The following is an 18,433-nucleotide window of genomic DNA, read 5'->3' on the forward strand; positions in this document are numbered from 1 at the left end:
TGGCTACGCCGACAGGGCCGGGAGCCGGTGGTGCGAGGCGGGTACGGCGGCCGCGTCGTAGCGCTGGAGGAGCAGCCGGGCCAGTTCCGGGGAGGGCCCCAGCACGGCGGACACCACGTCGGCGCCCGCCTCGGCCGCGCCCGCCGCGATGCGGTCGGGCAGGCGGCCGGGTGCGATGACGTACGGGGCCACCGCCACGCGGCGGACACCCTCGGCGCGCAGGGCCCGTACGGCGTCCTCAGTACGGGGAAGGGCAGCGGAGGCGAACGCAGGCCGCACGGCGCACCAACCGGTGTGCCGCCACTCCCGCGCGATTTCAGCGATCACTGCGATCGCCTCCGGGTCTGTGGATCCGGCGGACGCGAGCACCACACCGGTGGTGGCGCGGTCCGCCGTTGTGATGCCCGCCTCGGCGAGGCGGCGCTCCAGGGCCGAGACCAGGAGCGGGGACGGGCCGAGTACGTCCGCCAGCGCGACGGACAGGCCCGGGAGGCGGGCGGCCGATTCGGCCAGCACCGCCGGGACGTCGGACTTCGCGTGGAACGCCCGGGTCAGCAGGAGCGGGAGGGCGACGACCTCCCGTACGCCCGACAGGTAGAGCGAGGACAGGGCCTGTCCCACCGTCGGGGTGCTGAAGTCGAGGAAGGCCGTCTCCACCCGCAGCCCCGGCCGCAGCGCCCGGACCCGCCGGGTGAGGGCGTGCACGGTCGCCGCGTGCCGCGGGTCGCGGCTGCCGTGGGCTATGACCAGAAGTGCGCGGGACACGGGGGACTCAGCTCTTGACCAGGAGGCCGCGGGTGCGCAGGACCCAGCGTTCGATGGGGCTGAAGATGAGGAGGTCGATGGCGATGCCGACGACGAGGATGAGGATGATGGCGAGGAAGACGCCGGGGAGGTCGATGTTGTTGCGGCCGTTCTCCAGGAGTTGGCCCAGTCCCAGGCCGAGGTCGGGGGAGGAGGCGATGATTTCGGCGGCCATGAGCGAGCGCCAGGAGAAGGCCCAGCCCTGCTTCAGGCCGGCGAGATAGCCGGGCAGCGCGGCTGGCATGACGATGTGTCGGGCGCCGCTGAGGCCGGTGGCGCCCAGGGTGCGGCCGGCCCGCAGGAACAGCGGCGGGATCTGGTCGATGCCGGAGACGAGGCCGTTGGCGATGGACGGGACCGCGCCCAGCAGGATCACCGTGAACATCATGGCGTCGTTGAGGCCGAACCAGAGCACGGCCGGCGGGACCCAGGCGACGGAGGGCAGGGACTGCAGGCCCTGGAGGATCGGTCCGATGGCGGCGCGGACGAACTTCACCCGGGCGACGATCAGGCCGAGGGGGGTGCCGATGGCCAGGGCGAGGAGGAAGCCGAGCAGGCCGCGGGAGACGCTGGTCCAGATGACGTCGAGGAGTGTGCCCTTGAGCCACATGTCGGTCAGGCTGTCCCAGACCGCGGACAGCGGGGGCAGTTTGGTCTCCTCGGTGACCTTCAGGGAGACGAGGATCTGCCAGACCGCCAGGACCAGGCCGACCGCCAGGAACGGCGGCAGGACCTTCTTGACGAGAACCTCACGGAGCGGGGTGCGGTGGGTCTGGACGGCGTCGAGGGCGTCGAGGCCGGCTTCGAGGCCTGCCAGGTCGTCCGTTTTCGCCTTCGTGTCAGTGCTGGCCATGGCGGCGGATCTCCCCACGCAGGTGTTCAGTGATCTCAAGGGACAGTTCCGCGACGTCCGCGTCTTCGATGCGGCGGGGCTGGGGGATGTCCACGGTCCATTCCTTCGCGATGCGGCCGGGGCGGGAGGAGAGCAGGACCACGCGCTGGGCGAGGCGCACGGCCTCGCGCACGTTGTGCGTGACGAAGAGGACGGAGAGGTTCGTCTCGGCCCAGATGCGGGTGAGTTCGCCGTGCAGGACGTCGCGGGTGATGGCGTCGAGGGCGGCGAACGGCTCGTCCATCAGGAGGAGTTGGCTGTCCTGGGCGAGTGCGCGGGCGAGGGCGACGCGTTGGCGCATGCCGCCGGAGAGTTCGTGGACGCGCTTGCCGTAGGCGCCGCCGAGGCGGACCAGTTCCAGGAGCCGCTCGGCTTCGGGCTTGCGGTCGGCTTTGGGTACTGCGCGCAGGCGCAGGGCGAGTTCGATGTTCTTGCCGGCGGTGAGCCAGGGGAAGAGGGCGTGTTCCTGGAACATGAGTGCCGGGCGTCCGCCGGGGGTCTGGATGGATCCGGCGGTGGGTTTGTCGAGTCCTGCGACGAGGTTCAGGAGGGTGGATTTGCCGCATCCTGAGGCTCCCAGGATGGTGACGAACTCTCCGGGGGCGACATCGAGGCTGATGTCGTCCAGGACGAGCTGCGATCCGGCCGGGCCGGTGAAGGACTTCGAGACGTGCTCGATCCGGGCGGCGTGCGTCTGCTCCGCTACGGTGCCCTCGGCAGCCTTGGCGAGTGTCGTGGCCATGGTCGTCACCTCCTGGGGTTGCTGGACTTGCGGGGTTACTTGGCGCCGAGACCGGCGTCGGAGACGGTGGGCTTCCCGGCGGCCTTGAGGACCTTGTTCAGCAGCGTCAGGTCATAGATCCCGGCCAGGTCGGGCTGCTCGATGAGCTTGGCCTTGACCGCCCAGTCGGACTGCTTCTTCAGCGTCGCGGCCAGCGGGTCGTCGGTGACCGAAATGCTCGGCCATGCCGGGTCGATGATCTTCGCGTCGAGCGGCTTGCCGCCTTCCGCCGCCAGCTTCGCGTTCGCGGAGGCCTTGGCCTTCTCGGGGTTGGCGTTGATCCACTCGTTGGTCTTCACCGTGCCGCGGAGCACGGCCTCGACGACGTCCGGGTGCTGCTTGAGGAATTTCTGCGACACGATGATGTTCGTGATCACGAACTTCTTGTCGGGCCACAGGGAGGTCTCGTCGAGGAGGACGGAGCCGCCGTCGGAGACGAGCTTGGAGGCGGTGGGCTCGGGCACCCAGGCGCCGTCGATGGAGCCCTGTTTGAAGGCGTCCGGGGTCACCTTGTTGTCCGTACGGACGACGGAGACGTCGCCCTTCCCGGACTCGGAGTCGACCGTCCAGCCCTTCTCGGAGATCCAGTTGAGGAACGCGACGTCCTGCGTGTTCCCCTTCTGGGGGGTGGCGATCTTCTTGCCCTTGAGGTCGTCCAGGGTCTTGATCTTGTCCGGGTTCACGACCAGCTTGACGCCGCCGGAGGCGGAGCCGGAGATGATCCGCAGGTTGGAGCCCTTGGACTTCACATAGCCGTTGATCGACGGGGAGGGGCCGATGAAACCGATGTCGAGAGAGCCGCCGTTGAGGGCTTCGATCTCGGACGGACCGGCGTTGAAGGACTGCGGCTTGACCTTGGTGCCGTTCAGTTCCTTCTCGATCAGGCCTTCCTGGAGGCCGACCAGGGCGGTCGCGTGCGTCAGGTTCGGGAAGTACCCGATGCGGACCTCGGAGGCGGAGAGCGGCTTGCCGGCGTCGGCGACGTTGGCGGCCTTGTCCTTGGGCTCGTCCTTCTTCGCCTCGGATCCGTAGCCGCAAGAGGCGAGCGCGCCGATCAGGAGCGGCAGGGCGGCGGCGGCGACAACGCCGCGGCGCAGGGTCTTACGGGCGGAGATACCGGTGGCAGGCACGGGAGGCTTCCTCTCGAAGCGCCGTGTGGTTACGACGCAGGTCTTCGTCGGTGCAGGTGGAGGTCGTGGGCGCGACTGCGGGATGCCGTCGGCAATTCGGTCATCGCGCACATCGCGCCACCCCTCCCTGGCCGCTGCCGAGGACGCCGCTGCCCACGCGGCCGCCCTCCTTGGCGAAGGTGGAGTAGATGTCGGAAACCATGATCTAGAAGTCCCAGCCTTCCTCGTCGGCCTGGACGGTGGTCTCGGCCTTGGAGGCGAAGGACTCGCCCGCCATGCCCGCCGCCAGGGTGGTTCCGTCAGCCGGGTCGATCAGCAGGAACGATCCGGTACGGCGCGAGTCGGCGTACGCGTCGAGCGCCAGCGGCTCGGCGGTACGGACGACCACGCGGCCGATGTCGTTGGCCACGAGCTGACCCGGGTTCGGGTGCTGGGAGAGGTCGTCCAGGGTCAGCCGCGAGGGGATCTCCTTGACGATGGCCTTGACCGTGCGCGTCGTGTGCTTGATCAGCACCCGGGCGCCGACGGCCAGCGGCTGGTCCGCGACGTGGCAGACCGTCGCCTCGACGTCCTGCGTGGTGGCCGGGGCACTCGCGGTCGGCGCGATCAGGTCGCCGCGCGAGATGTCGATGTCGTCCTTCAGCCGCACCGTCACCGACTGCGGGGCCCACGCGATGTCCACGGACTCACCCAGTGCGTCGATGCCCTCGATGACCGAGGTGCGCCCCGACGGCAGGACGGTCACGGCCTCGCCGACGCGCAGCACGCCCGAGGCGATCTGGCCCGCGTAGCCTCGGTAGTCGGGGTGTTCGGCGGTCTGCGGCCGGATCACGTACTGCACCGGGAAACGCGCCGGGCAGGCCGTGAGGTCGTGGCTGACCGGGACGGTCTCCAGGTGCTCCAGCACCGTCGGGCCGCCGTACCAGTCCATGTTCGCGGACGGGTCCACCACGTTGTCCCCGGCGAGGGCCGAGATCGGGATCGCGGTGATCTCCGGGACGCCGAGGTCGGAGGCGTACGCGGTGAACTCCTCGGCGATGGCCGCGAAGACGGACTCCTCGTAGCCCACCAGGTCCATCTTGTTCACGGCCAGGACCACGTGCGGGACCCGCAGCAGCGCGGCGACGGCCGCGTGCCGGCGGGTCTGCTCGATCACGCCGTTGCGGGCGTCGACGAGCACCACGGCCAGGTCGGCGGTGGAGGCCCCGGTGACCATGTTGCGGGTGTACTGCACGTGCCCGGGGGTGTCGGCGAGGATGAAGCGGCGGCGCGCGGTGGCGAAGTAGCGGTAGGCGACGTCGATGGTGATGCCCTGCTCGCGCTCGGCCCGCAGGCCGTCGGTGAGCAGCGCGAGGTCGGGGGCCTCCTGGCCACGGGCCTGGGAAACCGCCTCGACGGCCTCCATCTGGTCGGTCAGGACCGACTTGGAGTCGTGCAGCAGCCGCCCGACCAGGGTGGACTTGCCGTCGTCGACGGAACCGGCGGTCGCGAAGCGCAGCAGGGTGGTCGCCGAAAGATCGGCGAACTGCTCAGTGGTGCTGGTCATTTCTAGAAGTACCCTTCGCGCTTGCGGTCTTCCATCGCGGCCTCGGACATCTTGTCGTCGGCGCGGGTCGCGCCCCGCTCGGTGAGCCGGGAGACGGCGATCTCGGCGATCACGGCGTCCAGCGTGGCGGCGTCGGAGTCGACGGCGCCGGTGCAGGACATGTCGCCGACGGTGCGGTAGCGGATGAGACGCGTCTCGGGCGTCTCGTTCTCCTTCGGGCCGCCCCATTCGCCGGCGGTGAGCCACATGCCGTTGCGCTGGAAGACCTCGCGCTCGTGGGCGAAGTAGATCTCGGGCAGTTCGATGCCTTCGCGGGCGATGTACTGCCAGACGTCGAGCTCGGTCCAGTTGGAGAGGGGGAAGACGCGGACGTGCTCGCCGGGGGCGTGGCGGCCGTTGTAGAGCTGCCACAGTTCGGGGCGCTGGCGGCGGGGGTCCCACTGGGAGAACTCGTCGCGCAGGGAGAAGACGCGTTCCTTGGCGCGGGCCTTCTCCTCGTCGCGGCGGCCGCCGCCGAAGACGGCGTCGAACTTCAGCTGCTGGATCGCCTCGGTGAGGGGGACGGTCTGGAGGGGGTTGCGGGTGCCGTCGGGGCGTTCGCGCAGCTTGCCGGCGTCGATGTAGTCCTGGACGGACGCGATGTGCAGGCGCAGGCCGTGCTTCTCGACGGTGCGGTCGCGGTACTCCAGGACCTCGGGGAAGTTGTGCCCGGTGTCGACGTGCAGGAGCGTGAAGGGGACCGGCGCGGGCGCGAAGGCCTTGAGCGCCAGGTGCAGCATGACGATGGAGTCCTTGCCGCCGGAGAACAGGATCACCGGCTTCTCGAACTCGCCCGCCACCTCACGGAAGATGTGCACCGCCTCGGATTCGAGGGCGTCGAGGTGCGACAGCGCGTACGGCGCGTCGGTCTCGTCGTGCAGGTGGGCGACGGTGGTCGTCATGCCAGGCCCCTCTCGGTGAGCAGTGCGTGGAGGGCCGAGGCCGACTCCTGCACGGACTGCGTGTGCGACTCGATACGGAGGTCCGGGGCGTCCGGCGCCTCGTACGGGTCGTCGACCCCGGTCAGACCGGAGATCTCGCCCGCCGCCTGCTTGGCGTACAGGCCCTTCACGTCACGCTCCGAGCAGACCTCGACCGGGGTGGCCACGTGGACCTCCAGGTACGAGGTGCCCTCGGCGGCGTGCCGCTTGCGGACGGCCTCGCGGCTGTCCGCGAACGGCGCGATCACCGGCACGAGGGCCTTGACGCCGTTGCTGGCCAGCAGTTCGGCGACGAAGCCGATCCGCTGCACGTTGGTGTGCCGGTCCTCGCGGCTGAAACCGAGGCCGGCCGAGAGGAACTCGCGGATCTCGTCGCCGTCGAGGACCTCCACGCGGTGGCCCTCGGCGCGCAGCCGCTCGGCCAGCGCGTAGGCGATGGTGGTCTTGCCCGCGCTCGGCAGCCCGGTCAGCCACACGGTGGCGCCCTGGTCGCTCACGCTCATCTGCTGTGTCTCCGTAGATTCGTCGAGTTCGGTCATCAGCCGTGCAGTCCGCACTCGGTCTTGGCCCGCCCGGCCCAGCGGCCGGCCCGGGCGTCCTCGCCCTCCGCGACGCGGCGGGTGCAGGGCGCGCATCCGACGGAGGCGTAACCGTCCATCAGCAGCGGGTTGGTGAGCACCCCGTGCTCCAGCACGTAGGCGTCCACGTCGTCCTGGGTCCAGCGGGCGATCGGGGAGATCTTGACCTTCTGCCGCTTCTCGTCCCAGCCGACCACCGGGGTGTTCGCCCGGGTCGGGGACTCGTCGCGGCGCAGCCCCGTCGCCCACGCCTCGTACGCGGTCAGGCCCTCTTCCAGGGGCTTGACCTTGCGCAGTGCGCAGCACAGGTCGGGGTCGCGGTCGTGCAGCTTGGGGCCGTACTCGGCGTCCTGCTCGGCCACCGTCCGGCGCGGGGTGAGCGTGATGACGTTGACGTCCATCACGGCCTCGACCGCGTCGCGGGTGCCGATGGTCTCCTCGAAGTGGTAGCCCGTGTCGAGGAAGACCACGTCCACGCCGGGGAAGGCGCGGGAGGCCAGGTGGGCGACGACCGCGTCCTCCATGGAGGAGGTCACGGCGAACTTGCGGCCGAAGGTCTCGGCGGCCCAGGTGAGGATCTCCAGGGGGGAGGCGTCCTCCAGGTCCCGGCCCGCCTGCTCGGCCAGTGCCTTGAGGTCGCGCGTCCCGCGGCTCCCGTGAACCTCTTCCCGGGTTTCCTGAGTAGTCGTCATATCTCGTCCCCTCCAGCGGTGTTGGACTGAACGCCCCGGGCCAGCAGCCCGAGGTACTTCAGCTGGAAGGCTCGGTTGCAGGCTCGGCATTCCCACGCGCCGTGACCCGTTTCGTTGGGAAACAGGTCCTCGTCGCCGCAGTACGGGCAGTAGAACGGTGCGGCGCGCTCGCTCACGAGAGGCTCTTCTCGTCCGCGCGGGCGACCCACGCCGCGAAGCGCTCGCCGTCCTCGCGCTGCTCCTCGTAGCTCTTGACGACCCGCTCGACGTAGTCGGGCAGACCGGCCGAGGTCACCTTGAGGCCGCGGACCTTGCGGCCGAAGCCGGCCTCCAGGCCGAGGGCGCCGCCCAGGTGGACCTGGTAGCCCTCCACCTGGTTGCCGTCGTCGTCCAGGACCAGCTGGCCCTTGAGACCGATGTCCGCCACCTGGATACGTGCGCAGGCGTTCGGGCAGCCGTTGATGTTGATGGTGAGCGGCTCGGCGAAGTCCGGCAGGCGGCGCTCCAGCTCGTCGATCAGCGAGGCGCCGCGCGCCTTCGTCTCGACGATGGCCAGCTTGCAGAACTCGATGCCGGTGCAGGCCATCGTGCCGCGGCGGAACGGGGACGGGTTGACCCGCAGGTCCAGCGCCTCCAGGGCCGCGACGACCGAGTCGACGCGGTCCGCCTCGATGTCGAGGACGACCATCTTCTGCTCGGCCGTGGTGCGCAGGCGGCCGGAGCCGTGCTGCTCGGCCACGTCCGCGATCTTGGTCAGGGTGGCGCCGTCGACGCGGCCCACGCGGGGCGCGAAGCCGACGTAGAAGCGGCCGTCCTGCTGCTGGTGGACGCCGACGTGGTCGCGCCACTGGCCGCTGGGCTGCTCGGGCGCGGGGCCGTCGGTCAGCTTGCGCTTCAGGTACTCGTCCTCCAGGACCTGGCGGAACTTGGCCGGGCCCCAGTCGGCGACGAGGAACTTCAGGCGGGCGCGGGTGCGCAGCCGGCGGTAGCCGTAGTCGCGGAAGATCGAGATGACGCCCTCGTAGACGTCCGGGACCTCGTCGAGCGAGACCCAGGTGCCCAGGCGCACGCCGAGCTTGGGGTTGGTGGAGAGACCGCCGCCGACCCAGACGTCGAAGCCGGGGCCGTGCTCGGGGTGGTTCACGCCGACGAAGGCGATGTCGTTGATCTCGTGCGCCACGTCGAGCAGCGGCGAACCGGAGATGGCGGACTTGAACTTGCGGGGCAGGTTCGAGAAGTCCTTGTTGCCCACGATGCGGCGGTAGATCTCATCGATGGCGGGCGTGCCGTCGATGATCTCGTCCCGGGCGATGCCGGCCACGGGCGAACCGAGGATGACGCGGGGCGTGTCACCGCAGGCCTCGGTGGTGGAGAGGCCGACGGCCTCCAGACGGCGCCAGATCTCCGGGACGTCCTCGATCCGGATCCAGTGGTACTGCACGTTCTGGCGGTCGGTGAGGTCGGCGGTGCCGCGCGCGAACTCCTCGGAGATCTCGCCTATGACGCGCAGCTGCTCGGTGGTCAGCCGGCCGCCGTCGATGCGCACGCGCAGCATGAAGTACTTGTCGTCCAGCTCCTCCGGCTCCAGGATCGCGGTCTTGCCGCCGTCGATCCCGGGCTTGCGCTGGGTGTAGAGGCCCCACCAGCGCATGCGGCCGCGCAGGTCGTTGGGGTCGATCGAGTCGAAGCCGCGCTGGGAGTAGATCGTCTCAATGCGTGTCCGCACGTTGAGACCGTCGTCGTCCTTCTTGAACTGCTCGTTGCCGTTGAGGGGCGTGTGGTGTCCGACGGCCCACTGGCCCTCACCGCGGTGACGGCCGGTCTTGCGGCGCGCGGCGGCGGCTGCGGGCGCGGCTGCTGCGGTCGGTTCGGTGGTGGCGGCCATGGCGGTACGTCCTTCTTCGGCGGCTCGGGGCGGGGGCAGGGGAGGGCGGCGTGACCCCTGGGCGCGGAGCGGGTGTGGCTGATCGCCGCCGCTTTTTCCGGTTGTGCCGGTGCTCAGGGCGGTGTTCGGCCTACAGGGGACTTGCGAGTGGTGGCGCGTCCACGACGGCTGCGTGGAGGCGCTGTGCGGCGGTGGCTGGTTCCGTCAGCGCGCCGGACAGATGGCGCTGGACATGCGGCCGAGGTCGACGTGCCGCCGACTCACCAAGGCAATTCCAGCTCCGTTCATGGCGGAAGCGTGTCATGGGGCGATTGGAGGAGTCCACTACTGTCCATGATGCGGACGATGTCGTCTCGGATCATGGGATGGGGTGACGGGGGTCACCCTTGGTCCGCCCCCGTCACCCCTGCGGGGGAGCCGTTTTCCGCCGCCGCGCGGGCCGCGTGCCGAGTTCCCGGATACCTCCCCGGACGGGCTACGCGCCGGGCCAGGGGCCGGGGGTGGGAGCGTCCTCCTTGGTTTCCGTCTCGGTACGGAACAGCTTGAAGCCGCGGCGCAGGTAGTTGTCCATCGCCGTCGGGCCGTCCTGGCTGCATGTGTGGAGCCAGACCCGCCGGGTCGGCTCCAGCGCGGGCCAGCGCTCGGCGAGGGACCAGGCCCGGGCGATGCCCACCGACAGCAGGTGCCCGCCGATCCGGCGCCCCCGGAAGTCCGGCAGCAGGCCGAAGTACATGATCTCCACCACACCGTCCGGCTGCGGGTCGAATTCCACGTACCCGGCCGGCGTGCCCCGGTCGTATGCCACCCACGTCTCCACGCCGGGCCGCCCCAGCTGCTTCACCCACTGCGCCCGGGTCAGGGACAGCCGGTCCGTCCAGTGGATGTCGCCGCCCACCGAGGCGTAGAGGAAGCGGCTGAACTCGGGCGAGGGGACCGCCGCCCGGGCGATGGTGATCTCCGGGCCGGGAACGGCCGCCGGGACCAGGTCCTGCGGCGAGGTCATTTCCAGGGACCAGGTGGTGAGAGTGATGGTGCTCATGGTGCTCAGCGAATCATGCCCGGCCCCGTCCGGCCCAGGCGGGCCCTGATCACCGCGGGCGCCGTGGAGTGCGGCAGCAGGGCTGCGGGGTCCTCGGGGCGGATCAGCTCCACCTCCACGTCCTCCGCGAAGCGGTACGGCCGGTGCGTCAGCACCCCGGACAGGTGGCGGCGCACCCGCGACAGCTCCGCGCGCACCGTCACCGTGCGCGTCGGGTCGCCGAACAGCTCCGCCGAGAGCTCCGCCGCCGAACGCCCCCGCGGCGACTCCGCCAGCAGGAACAGCAGCTCGGCATGGCGTGGGCTCAGCTCCTGCGACCAGCTCCCGGCCGCCCCGTACACCGTCGCCGAGCAGGACCCGGCCCGGCTGAGGTCGAGCACCACCCGCGCGGCCGCCGCGTCCCGCCGCTCCTCCGTCACGCTCAGCAGCCAGCCGCCCGGCAGGGGCTCCACCAGGCAGTCACCGAGCTGCGGCACCCACACCCGGCCCGGCCCGAAGGACTTCGGCAGCGGGATCCGGTCCGCGGGCGCCAGCCCCGTCACGGCCGCGGTCCAGCCGTTCGGGTCCACCGCCATGGCCCGCCCCGGGAACCGGGCCAGCAGCGGGGCCGCCACGCACCGCAGCCGCTCCAGCGACTCCAGGTGCCGCACCCGCAGCTCCCGCTCGGCGAGCCGGGCCACCGAGCTCACCCACGCCAGCGTCGCCGGGTGCATGGTCGCCAGCGGCCCGCTGACGTCGATCACGCCCAGCAGCTGCCCGTCCCTGGGGTCCCGTACGGGAGCCCCCGCGCAGGTCCAGTCATGGTGGCTGGAGACGAAGTGCTCCGCCGAGAACACCTGGACCGGCCGCCGGGTCACCAGGGCGGTGCCCACCCCGTTCGTGCCGACCACGGCCTCGTCCCAGTCGGCGCCCACCGCGAAGCCGAGCCGGTCCGCCTTGCGCAGGATCGAGCTGTGCCCCTCCCGCCACAGCAGCCGGCCGTCCGCGTCGGCGACGACCATGATGTGCAGGGCCTCGTCCAGCTCGGGCAGCAGCCCCTCGCGCAGCACCGGCAGGAGCTCGCGCAGCGGCGAGGTCTGGCGCCGCTCCTCGGTCTCGGCGGCGGACAGCATCCGGGAGCGCTGGTCACGGTCCGGGTGCACCCCGCCGGCCAGCATGCGGCGCCAGGACTCGGCGATCTCCGGCCGTGGGGCCGCCGGCGGCCGGCAGCCCGCCAGCGCGGCCGCCCGTACTCCCTTGAGCAGACGCGCGGCCTCCCGCGCGTCCATGGCCGAGATGCGCGCCACATCGACCGCGCTGTGTGCGGTGTTGGCCACCGGAACCTCCCCGTGAGGAACAGAGCCCCTGCCGACGGATGCCGACGGATGCCGACGGATGCCGCCCGGGCGATCCGTTCGTGCCGCTTCCCCGGCACGAACGGCGGGTGGTTCCGACTCAAAGGTTGCAACGGTATGCAACTCTCGCCAAGTCCCGGTCGGTCGACCGAAACTGTCCGGACGTCGCTGAGCGGCGTGACAGCTCCTCCTCGGGGCTTCTCGGATCAGGGGTGGTGCCGAGTCGGCGCGGCGCCACCCCTGCTCCAGGTCAACGGGTCCGGATCCCGGCTCGCGGGGGTTTGGGGACTTCCGCTAGCCCGTGATCCGAGCCCGTTCCACCACCGCCCCCAGGTCGAGGCTGTGCGGCAGCGTGCCGAAGGCCGCGCCCCAGTCGCCGCCCAGCCGGGAGGCGCAGAACGCGTCCGCCACCTCGGGCGGGGCCCAGCGCACCAGCAGCGAGCCCTGCAGGACCAGCGCCATGCGCTCCACGACCCGGCGGGCCCGCGCCTCGATGCCGTCCAGGTCGGCGAGCTCGGTCAGCAGGTTCTTGATGGCCGAATCCAGCCGGTGGTCGGCGCCCCGGGCCAGCCCGACCTCCTGGAGGAACGCGTTCAGCGCCTGCGGCTCCCGCTGGAGGGCGCGCAGTACGTCCAGGGCCTGGACGTTGCCCGAACCCTCCCAGATGGAGTTCAGCGGGGATTCGCGCAGCAGTCTGGGCAGGCCGGACTCCTCTACGTAGCCGTTGCCGCCCAGACACTCCAGGGCCTCCGCGACCATCGGCGTACAGCGCTTGGTCACCCAGTACTTCGCGGCGGGCACCGCGAGCCGCAGGAAGGCCTTCTCCTGCTCGGTCCCGGCGTCGTACGCGGCCGCCAGGCGCAGCGTCAGCGTGGTGGCGGCCTCGGACTCCAGGGCGAGGTCGGCCAGCACGTTGCGCATCAGCGGCTGGTTGATGAGCGGTGCTCCGAAAGCAGAGCGGTGCTCCGCGTGGTGCACGGCCTGTGTCAGCGCCTGCCGCATCAGCGAGGCCGAACCGATCACACAGTCCAGCCGGGTCGCCGCGACCATCTCGATGATGGTCCGCACCCCGCGGCCCTCCTCGCCCACCCGCCGCGCCCACGTCCCGTCGAACTCCACCTCACTCGAAGCGTTCGACTTGTTGCCCAGCTTGTCCTTCAGCCGCTGGATCGCGAACACGTTCCGCGTCCCGTCCGGCAGCACCCGCGGCACCAGGAAGCACGTCAGGTTGTCCTTCCCGCCCCGCGCCACCTGCGCCAGCACCAGGAACCCGTCCGACATCGGCGCCGAGCAGAACCACTTGTGACCCGTCAGCAGGTACTCGCCCGGAGCGTCCAGCGGCACGGCCGCCGTCGTGTTCGCCCGTACGTCGCTGCCCCCCTGCTTCTCCGTCATCCCCATGCCGAACAGCACCCCGGCCTTCTGCCCGGCCGGCCGCAGGCCCTCCTCGTACACGTGCGAGGTCAGCCGCGGCTCCCATTCGGCGGCCAGCTCCGGATCGGTCCGCAGGGTGGGCACCGCCGCGTGCGTCATCGAGACCGGGCAGCCGTGCCCCGCCTCCGCCTGCGACCACACGAAGAACCCGGCCGCGCGGCGCAGATGACCGGCCGGCCGCCCCCACGCATCGGTCAGCCCCGCCGACACGGCGTGCCCCAGCAGCCGGTGCCAGGCCGGGTGGAACTCCACCTCGTCGATCCGGTTGCCGTAACGGTCGTGCGTCCGCAGCTTGGGCGGATTCTCGTTCGCCTGCGCACCCCAGAGCTGGGCCTGCGCGGAACCCGCGGCCCGCCCGAGGTCGGTGAGCTCTTGCCTTACCCCGCCGAGGAGTTCGGGGTCCGCGCCCGCGAGATGCCGCTCCACGCCCTCGCTGAGGGCACGGTCGCCTGCGTAGACGTCGTAGCCCACAAGGGGTGGGGCCTGGTTGGTGACTGTGTGGGTGGTGGCTGCCATGCCGATACCGTAAGGACGTGCAGCCAGCAAAAGAAACACCCGAGCGGATCCCAGGACGGCTCCATCGGGCCCGAGCCCTCTACCGCAACGTCTCGAAGCGGAAGATGGGCTGGCTGCTGCTGAAGGACACCGTCAATTCGTGCATCGAGTACCGGATCCTCGGGCTCGCCGCCGAGGCGGCCTTCTTCACGCTCCTCTCACTGCCCCCGCTCTTCCTCGGCCTGCTCGGCCTCCTGGGCTACGTGGACGGCTGGACGGGCAAGACGACGGTGGCCAGCATCGAGGAGAACATCCTCGGGGCGGTCGGCACGGTGCTGTCCGACCGGGGCGTCAACGACATCGCCAAGCCGATGCTCGACGACGTGACGGGGCGCGGGCGGCCCGACCTCATCTCGCTCGGCTTCGCCTTCGCCCTGTGGTCGGGCTCCCGCGCGGTGAACGTCTTCATCGACACCATCACCGTGATGTACGGGCTCGACGGCCAGCGCGGCATCGTCAAGACCCGGCTGCTGGCCTTCGTCCTCTACGTGGTCGCGCTGGTGATCGGCGCCGTCGTGCTGCCGCTGATGGTGGTGGGGCCGGACGCCGTCGTCCGCCTGGTGCCCTGGGGCACCAGCGTGATCGCGGTGCTCTACTGGCCGACCGTCACCCTGCTGTCCATCGTCTTCCTGACGACGCTCTACCACGTCTCCGTCCCCGTGCGCTCGCCGTGGATCGAGGACGTGCCCGGCGCGCTCGTGGCCCTCGCCATGTGGGTGCTCGGCTCGTTCCTGCTGCGGATCTACCTCACCAACACCGTCGAGGGGCCGACGATCTACGGCTCCCTCGCGGCGCCGGTGGCCGTCCTGCTGTGGATCGGCATCTCGGCCTTCGCGGTCCTCGTCGGCGCCGCCGTCAACGCCGCGATCGACCGGGTCTGGCCCTCGGTCGCCACGGCCGCGGCGCGCGAGGCCAACGAGCGCGCCCGCGAGGCCGAGGCCGCCCAGCTCGTCGCCCGGGCCGCCGCCTGGCGGGCCCTGGCCGAGGGCGAGTCGGAGGACGACGAGGACGGCGGCATGCCGTCGGAGTTCCCCGAACGCTGGTCGAACTTCCTGCCGCCCGAGGACTACCACTCGCGCCTGCGCAAGCACTGAGCCCGCCGCGTAACGTGAGGTCCGTGTACGAGGAACACCGCTCGCGCCTGGTCCCCGGGGCCGTGCTGTGGCGCGCCGGCGGCGCGGGCGGCGTGGTGCTGCCCGACGGGTGCATGGACCTGCTCTGGGCGGACGGGCGGCTGCTGGTCGCCGGACCCGACACCGGGCCGCACCCCGCCGGGGAGGTGCCCGGCTCCGCCTTCGCCGGGCTCCGCCTCGCCCCCGGGACCGCGCCCGCGCTGCTCGGCGTACCGGCCCGGGAACTGCGCGACCGGCGGGTGGAGCTGGCCGACCTGTGGCCCGGCCCCGAGGTACGGCGCCGCGCCGAGCGGATCGCCTCGTACGGGGACCCCCGCGCGGGACTGGAGGAGCTGGCCCGCGCCCGCACCGCGCTGAGCGGACCGCCCGACCCGCTGGCCGCGGAGGTGGCGGCCAGGCTCGGCGCGGGGGAGGCGGTCGCCGCCGTCGCCGCGGCGGTCGGCCTCGGGGAACGCCAGCTGCACCGGCGCTCGCTCGACGCGTTCGGGTACGGCCCGCGGACCCTGGGGCGGGTGCTGCGGCTCCAGCGGGCGCTGGCCCTGGCCCGCCGCGGGCTGCCCCCGGCGGAGGTCGCGCACCGCGCCGGGTACGCCGACCAGGCCCACTACACCCGTGAGGTGCGGGCGCTGGCCGGCACCACGCCGGCGGCCTACGCGGCGGCGAGCGCGGCGAACAGCGAGACCCCGCTGCCGTCCGGGTCCAGTACGACGGCGTAGCGCTGGCCCCAGAAGGCGTCCCAGGGCTTCAGGTGGCCCGGGTGGCCCGCGGCGGTGAGCTCGGCGTACAGGGCGTCCACCGCGGCGGGGGAGTCGCACAGGAAGGCCAGTCCCACCCGGCCGTCACCGGCGGGCCGGGTCCAGGACGGGTCGAAGGAGCGGATGACCTCCTCCGTGTCCCAGCCGATCCGCAGCCCGCCCGGCAGTACGGCCTCGACGTGCGGCTGGGCGTCGGCCTCGGCCGGGACGTCCAGCCCGAGGCGGCGGTAGAAGGCGAGCGAGGCGGCCATGTCGGTGACGACCAGGCCGATCATGTCGAGTCGGGGAGTCATGCCGCCAGGTTAGGAGCGGGGGCGGCCGGAGGTCTTGAAGGAATCGGACGCGGAAGGAAGGCCCCGGAAAAGGACGTGGAAAACGACGTGGAAAAAGAAGTGGCATCCGTCCGACGGGGCTTGTTACCGTGTGGTCGTTCCCGCCGGACGGCGTGGGACCGCATGTCGGCACATCGGTCGGCACGTCGTAGAACCCGGAGGTGAGTTCATTGATGACTGTCATGGCGCAGGGCGTTGCCCGCACTCAGAAGACCGTCAATGTCACTTCCGTGGTCTCCGGCTGACCTCTCTCTTCTCCCGCGCTCTGTAGCAGCGCACGCCGCCGGGGCCACCCTGTGAAGGGTTTCCCTTGTCTTTCTCTTCTTTCCCGCAGGCTTCCCTCTCGCACGCTCTGGCCCCCTTCGGCTGGGACGACGCCTGGGAGGCCGAGTTCACCCCGTACACCGAGCAGGGCCTCGTGCCCGGCCGGGTGGTACGGGTCGACCGCGGCCAGTGCGACGTCATGACGGCGGACGGCATCGTCCGCGCCGACACCGCCTTCGTCACCCCCCACGACCCGCTCCGGGTCATCTGCACCGGGGACTGGGCGGTGGTGGAGGCGCACGGCAATCCGCGCTACGTGAAGGTGTACCTGCCGCGCCGGACCGCCTTCGTGCGGTCCACCTCCTCCCAGCGGTCCGAGGGGCAGATCCTCGCCGCGAACGTCGACCACGCGATCATCGCGGTGTCGCTCGCCGTGGAACTGGACCTCGGCCGTATCGAGCGGTTCCTCGCGCTCGCCTGGGAATCGGGGGCGCAGCCGCTGGTCGTCCTGACCAAGGCGGACCTCGTCCCGGACCCGGTCACCCTCGGACACCTGGTCCAGGACGTCGAGGCGGCCGCGCCGGGCGTCCAGGTGCTCACCGTCTCCTCGCACACCGGGGAGGGCACGGACGTGCTCGCCGCGGTCGTCTCGGGCGGTACGAGCGTGCTCCTCGGCATCTCCGGCGCGGGCAAGTCCACGCTGGCCAACGCACTGCTCGGGGACGATGTGATGGAGGTCCAGGAGACGCGTGAGGTCGACGGCAAGGGCCGTCACACCACGACGACCCGCAACCTCCTGGTCCTGCCGGGCGGCGGCGTCCTGATCGACACCCCCGGGCTGCGCGGCGTCGGGCTCTACGACGCGGAGGCGGGCGTCGGGCAGGTCTTCTCGGAGATCGAGGACCTCGCGGAGCGGTGCCGCTTCCACGACTGCGCGCACGAGGCGGAGCCGGGCTGCGCGGTGCTGGCGGCCCTGGAATCGGGCGAACTGCCCGAACGGCGGCTGGAGAGCTACCGCAAGCTGCTCCGGGAGAACCAGCGGATCGTCGCGAAGACGGACGCGCGGCTGCGCGCGGAGATCGCCCGGGACTGGCGCATGAAGTCGGCGGAGGGCCGCGCGAACTACGCGGCCAAGCGCAACGGCCGCGCCTGACCCGTCCCGGGCGCCCGCCGGCGCGGCTCCGGCCGCCCCGGCGGGCGCCCCGGACACCGCCTTTCCCGAGGACGGGGCCCGCACGGGCACCGTCCTCACGGGCGCGAGGGCCCCGTCCTCACGGGCGCGACCGGCTCCGTACACCCGGAGGATCAGGTGTCGAGGCCCCAGGACAGGACGCGGTCGGGGTGGATGCGGATGACCTCCGGGCTGAAGTGCGGGCCCAGGGCGTGCGGGCCGACCTCCAGCGTGGCGTGTCCGCGGATCTCGATCCCGCGCACCCGCCACGGGCGGGTGCTGACCAGGTCGTCCACGACCAGTGACAGCCGCGGGTTCGCGGCCAGGTTGCGCCACTTCTTCGTCGTGCCCATCGCCATCCCGCCCACCAGGACCGTCCCGTCGTCCTGCGGGAAGAACCCCACCGGGTTCGCCTGCGGCTGCCCGGCCGCGTCCACCGTCGCCAGCCGCCCCAGGTGCTGGGAGCGCAGGTACGCCAGCTCCGTCTCGCTGAACCCCTTGAAGTCCGTCATGCCGCCCACCCTCGCAGGCGCCCCGGGCTCCCGCATCGGGCGCAGGCCCTAGGCCGATCGCCTAGGACGGTCTCCTGGCCCGGTCTCCCAGGGTGGTCGCCTGGGACGGTCGCCTAGGACCACACCACCGCGCCCACCCACGCCCCGACCACCAGCAGGCACGCGAACAGCTCCACCAGCACGCTCGTGCCCACCGCCCGCATCACCGTGCGGACCGAGGCCCGCGCCTCGCCGTGCGTGCCGAGGCGCAGGCGCTCGCACAGGTAGATGCCGCCGACGAAGCCCGGCACGGCCCCCACGACCGGCACCAGCACGAAGCCCAGGACCGCGCCCGCACCCGCGTACGCCGCCATCCGGGGGGTGACGCCGACGCCGCGCAGCCGCCTCGGCGGGAGTTGCCACTTAACCACCTGGACCACCAGCAGCAGGGCCGTCGCCGAGACCAGCAGGATCCACGCCACCCCCGACCGCTCGTGCAGCGCCCACCACATGAGCCCCGCCCAGACCAGCCAGGTCCCCGGCACACCCGGGACGAGGACCCCGAGCACCCCGAGCAGCAGCACCAGCCCCACCAGGAGCAGCTGAGGCAGACCCATCTGCCCAGCCTGCCCGACCA

At 71.6% G+C, this 18,433-nt stretch carries 20 protein-coding genes; 3 read left to right on the top strand and 17 right to left on the bottom strand.

Going from position 1 to position 18,433, the window contains the following annotated elements; genetic code table 11:
• Positions 1-3 precede the first annotated feature (3 nt).
• From AB0M99_RS30955 to AB0M99_RS31020, 14 genes are all read right to left on the bottom strand, one after another.
• Complete coding sequence (locus AB0M99_RS30955) at positions 4-765, bottom strand: sirohydrochlorin chelatase (RefSeq protein WP_365926281.1); 762 nt, start codon at positions 763-765, stop codon at positions 4-6.
• 7 nt (positions 766-772) lie between these two features.
• The gene (locus AB0M99_RS30960; protein ID WP_365926283.1) at positions 773-1,657 is read right to left on the bottom strand and encodes an ABC transporter permease; all 885 of its coding nucleotides are present in this window, start codon (positions 1,655-1,657) and stop codon (positions 773-775) included.
• Complete coding sequence (locus AB0M99_RS30965) at positions 1,644-2,438, bottom strand: ABC transporter ATP-binding protein (protein ID WP_365926285.1); 795 nt, start codon at positions 2,436-2,438, stop codon at positions 1,644-1,646. The genes AB0M99_RS30960 and AB0M99_RS30965 overlap by 14 nt, the downstream gene beginning before the upstream one ends.
• Positions 2,439-2,473: 35 nt before the next feature.
• Entirely contained in the window at positions 2,474-3,607 is a 1,134-nt protein-coding gene (locus AB0M99_RS30970) for an aliphatic sulfonate ABC transporter substrate-binding protein (protein WP_365926287.1), read from the bottom strand.
• A gap of 205 nt (positions 3,608-3,812) precedes the next feature.
• A complete protein-coding gene (locus tag AB0M99_RS30975) occupies positions 3,813-5,153 on the bottom strand; it encodes a GTP-binding protein (RefSeq protein WP_365926289.1) in 1,341 nt (446 codons plus the stop codon).
• A gap of 2 nt (positions 5,154-5,155) precedes the next feature.
• Positions 5,156-6,094: a sulfate adenylyltransferase subunit CysD gene (cysD, locus tag AB0M99_RS30980; RefSeq protein ID WP_365926291.1), complete on the bottom strand. Its 939-nt coding sequence runs from the start codon at positions 6,092-6,094 to the stop codon at positions 5,156-5,158.
• A complete protein-coding gene (gene cysC / locus AB0M99_RS30985; RefSeq protein WP_365926293.1) occupies positions 6,091-6,636 on the bottom strand; it encodes an adenylyl-sulfate kinase in 546 nt (181 codons plus the stop codon). The genes cysD and cysC overlap by 4 nt, the downstream gene beginning before the upstream one ends.
• Before the next feature lie 35 nt (positions 6,637-6,671).
• The gene (locus AB0M99_RS30990) at positions 6,672-7,403 is read right to left on the bottom strand and encodes a phosphoadenylyl-sulfate reductase (protein ID WP_365926295.1); all 732 of its coding nucleotides are present in this window, start codon (positions 7,401-7,403) and stop codon (positions 6,672-6,674) included.
• A complete protein-coding gene (locus tag AB0M99_RS30995) occupies positions 7,400-7,579 on the bottom strand; it encodes a hypothetical protein (RefSeq protein ID WP_053785636.1) in 180 nt (59 codons plus the stop codon). Before AB0M99_RS30995 ends, AB0M99_RS30990 begins: the two co-directional genes overlap by 4 nt.
• The gene (locus tag AB0M99_RS31000) at positions 7,576-9,288 is read right to left on the bottom strand and encodes a nitrite/sulfite reductase (protein ID WP_365926297.1); all 1,713 of its coding nucleotides are present in this window, start codon (positions 9,286-9,288) and stop codon (positions 7,576-7,578) included. Before AB0M99_RS31000 ends, AB0M99_RS30995 begins: the two co-directional genes overlap by 4 nt.
• 204 nt (positions 9,289-9,492) lie before the next feature.
• Positions 9,493-9,576, bottom strand: coding sequence for a putative leader peptide (locus tag AB0M99_RS31005; protein WP_312847410.1), 84 nt, complete (start codon positions 9,574-9,576; stop codon positions 9,493-9,495).
• Between the two features lie 187 nt (positions 9,577-9,763).
• A complete protein-coding gene (locus AB0M99_RS31010) occupies positions 9,764-10,327 on the bottom strand; it encodes a GNAT family N-acetyltransferase (RefSeq protein WP_365926299.1) in 564 nt (187 codons plus the stop codon).
• 5 nt (positions 10,328-10,332) lie between these two features.
• Entirely contained in the window at positions 10,333-11,595 is a 1,263-nt protein-coding gene (locus AB0M99_RS31015; protein ID WP_365926350.1) for a GAF domain-containing protein, read from the bottom strand.
• A 360-nt stretch (positions 11,596-11,955) separates the two neighbouring features.
• Complete coding sequence (locus AB0M99_RS31020) at positions 11,956-13,611, bottom strand: acyl-CoA dehydrogenase family protein (protein WP_365926301.1); 1,656 nt, start codon at positions 13,609-13,611, stop codon at positions 11,956-11,958.
• A gap of 17 nt (positions 13,612-13,628) precedes the next feature.
• Here AB0M99_RS31020 and AB0M99_RS31025 point away from each other — a divergent pair, with 17 nt between their 5' ends.
• Together AB0M99_RS31025 and AB0M99_RS31030 are read left to right on the top strand one after the other, a co-directional pair.
• Positions 13,629-14,744, top strand: coding sequence for a YihY/virulence factor BrkB family protein (locus AB0M99_RS31025; protein WP_365926303.1), 1,116 nt, complete (start codon positions 13,629-13,631; stop codon positions 14,742-14,744).
• Between the two features lie 23 nt (positions 14,745-14,767).
• On the top strand, positions 14,768-15,499 hold the full coding sequence (locus AB0M99_RS31030; RefSeq protein WP_365926305.1) for a helix-turn-helix domain-containing protein: 732 nt from the start codon (positions 14,768-14,770) through the stop codon (positions 15,497-15,499).
• On the opposite strand, the gene AB0M99_RS31035 is transcribed toward AB0M99_RS31030, so the two are convergent.
• The gene (locus tag AB0M99_RS31035) at positions 15,433-15,831 is read right to left on the bottom strand and encodes a VOC family protein (RefSeq protein WP_365926307.1); all 399 of its coding nucleotides are present in this window, start codon (positions 15,829-15,831) and stop codon (positions 15,433-15,435) included. The genes AB0M99_RS31030 and AB0M99_RS31035 overlap by 67 nt on opposite strands.
• 349 nt (positions 15,832-16,180) lie before the next feature.
• Here AB0M99_RS31035 and rsgA point away from each other — a divergent pair, with 349 nt between their 5' ends.
• Complete coding sequence (gene rsgA / locus AB0M99_RS31040) at positions 16,181-17,287, top strand: ribosome small subunit-dependent GTPase A (protein WP_365926309.1); 1,107 nt, start codon at positions 16,181-16,183, stop codon at positions 17,285-17,287.
• Positions 17,288-17,439: 152 nt separating this feature from the next.
• On the opposite strand, the gene AB0M99_RS31045 is transcribed toward rsgA, so the two are convergent.
• Complete coding sequence (locus AB0M99_RS31045; protein WP_365926311.1) at positions 17,440-17,817, bottom strand: PPOX class F420-dependent oxidoreductase; 378 nt, start codon at positions 17,815-17,817, stop codon at positions 17,440-17,442.
• Between the two features lie 113 nt (positions 17,818-17,930).
• On the bottom strand, positions 17,931-18,413 hold the full coding sequence (locus AB0M99_RS31050) for a DUF456 domain-containing protein (protein ID WP_365926313.1): 483 nt from the start codon (positions 18,411-18,413) through the stop codon (positions 17,931-17,933).
• Positions 18,414-18,433: the final 20 nt, after the last annotated feature.

The organism is Streptomyces sp. NPDC051183 (assembly GCF_040682455.1).
Lineage (GTDB): Bacteria > Actinomycetota > Actinomycetes > Streptomycetales > Streptomycetaceae > Streptomyces.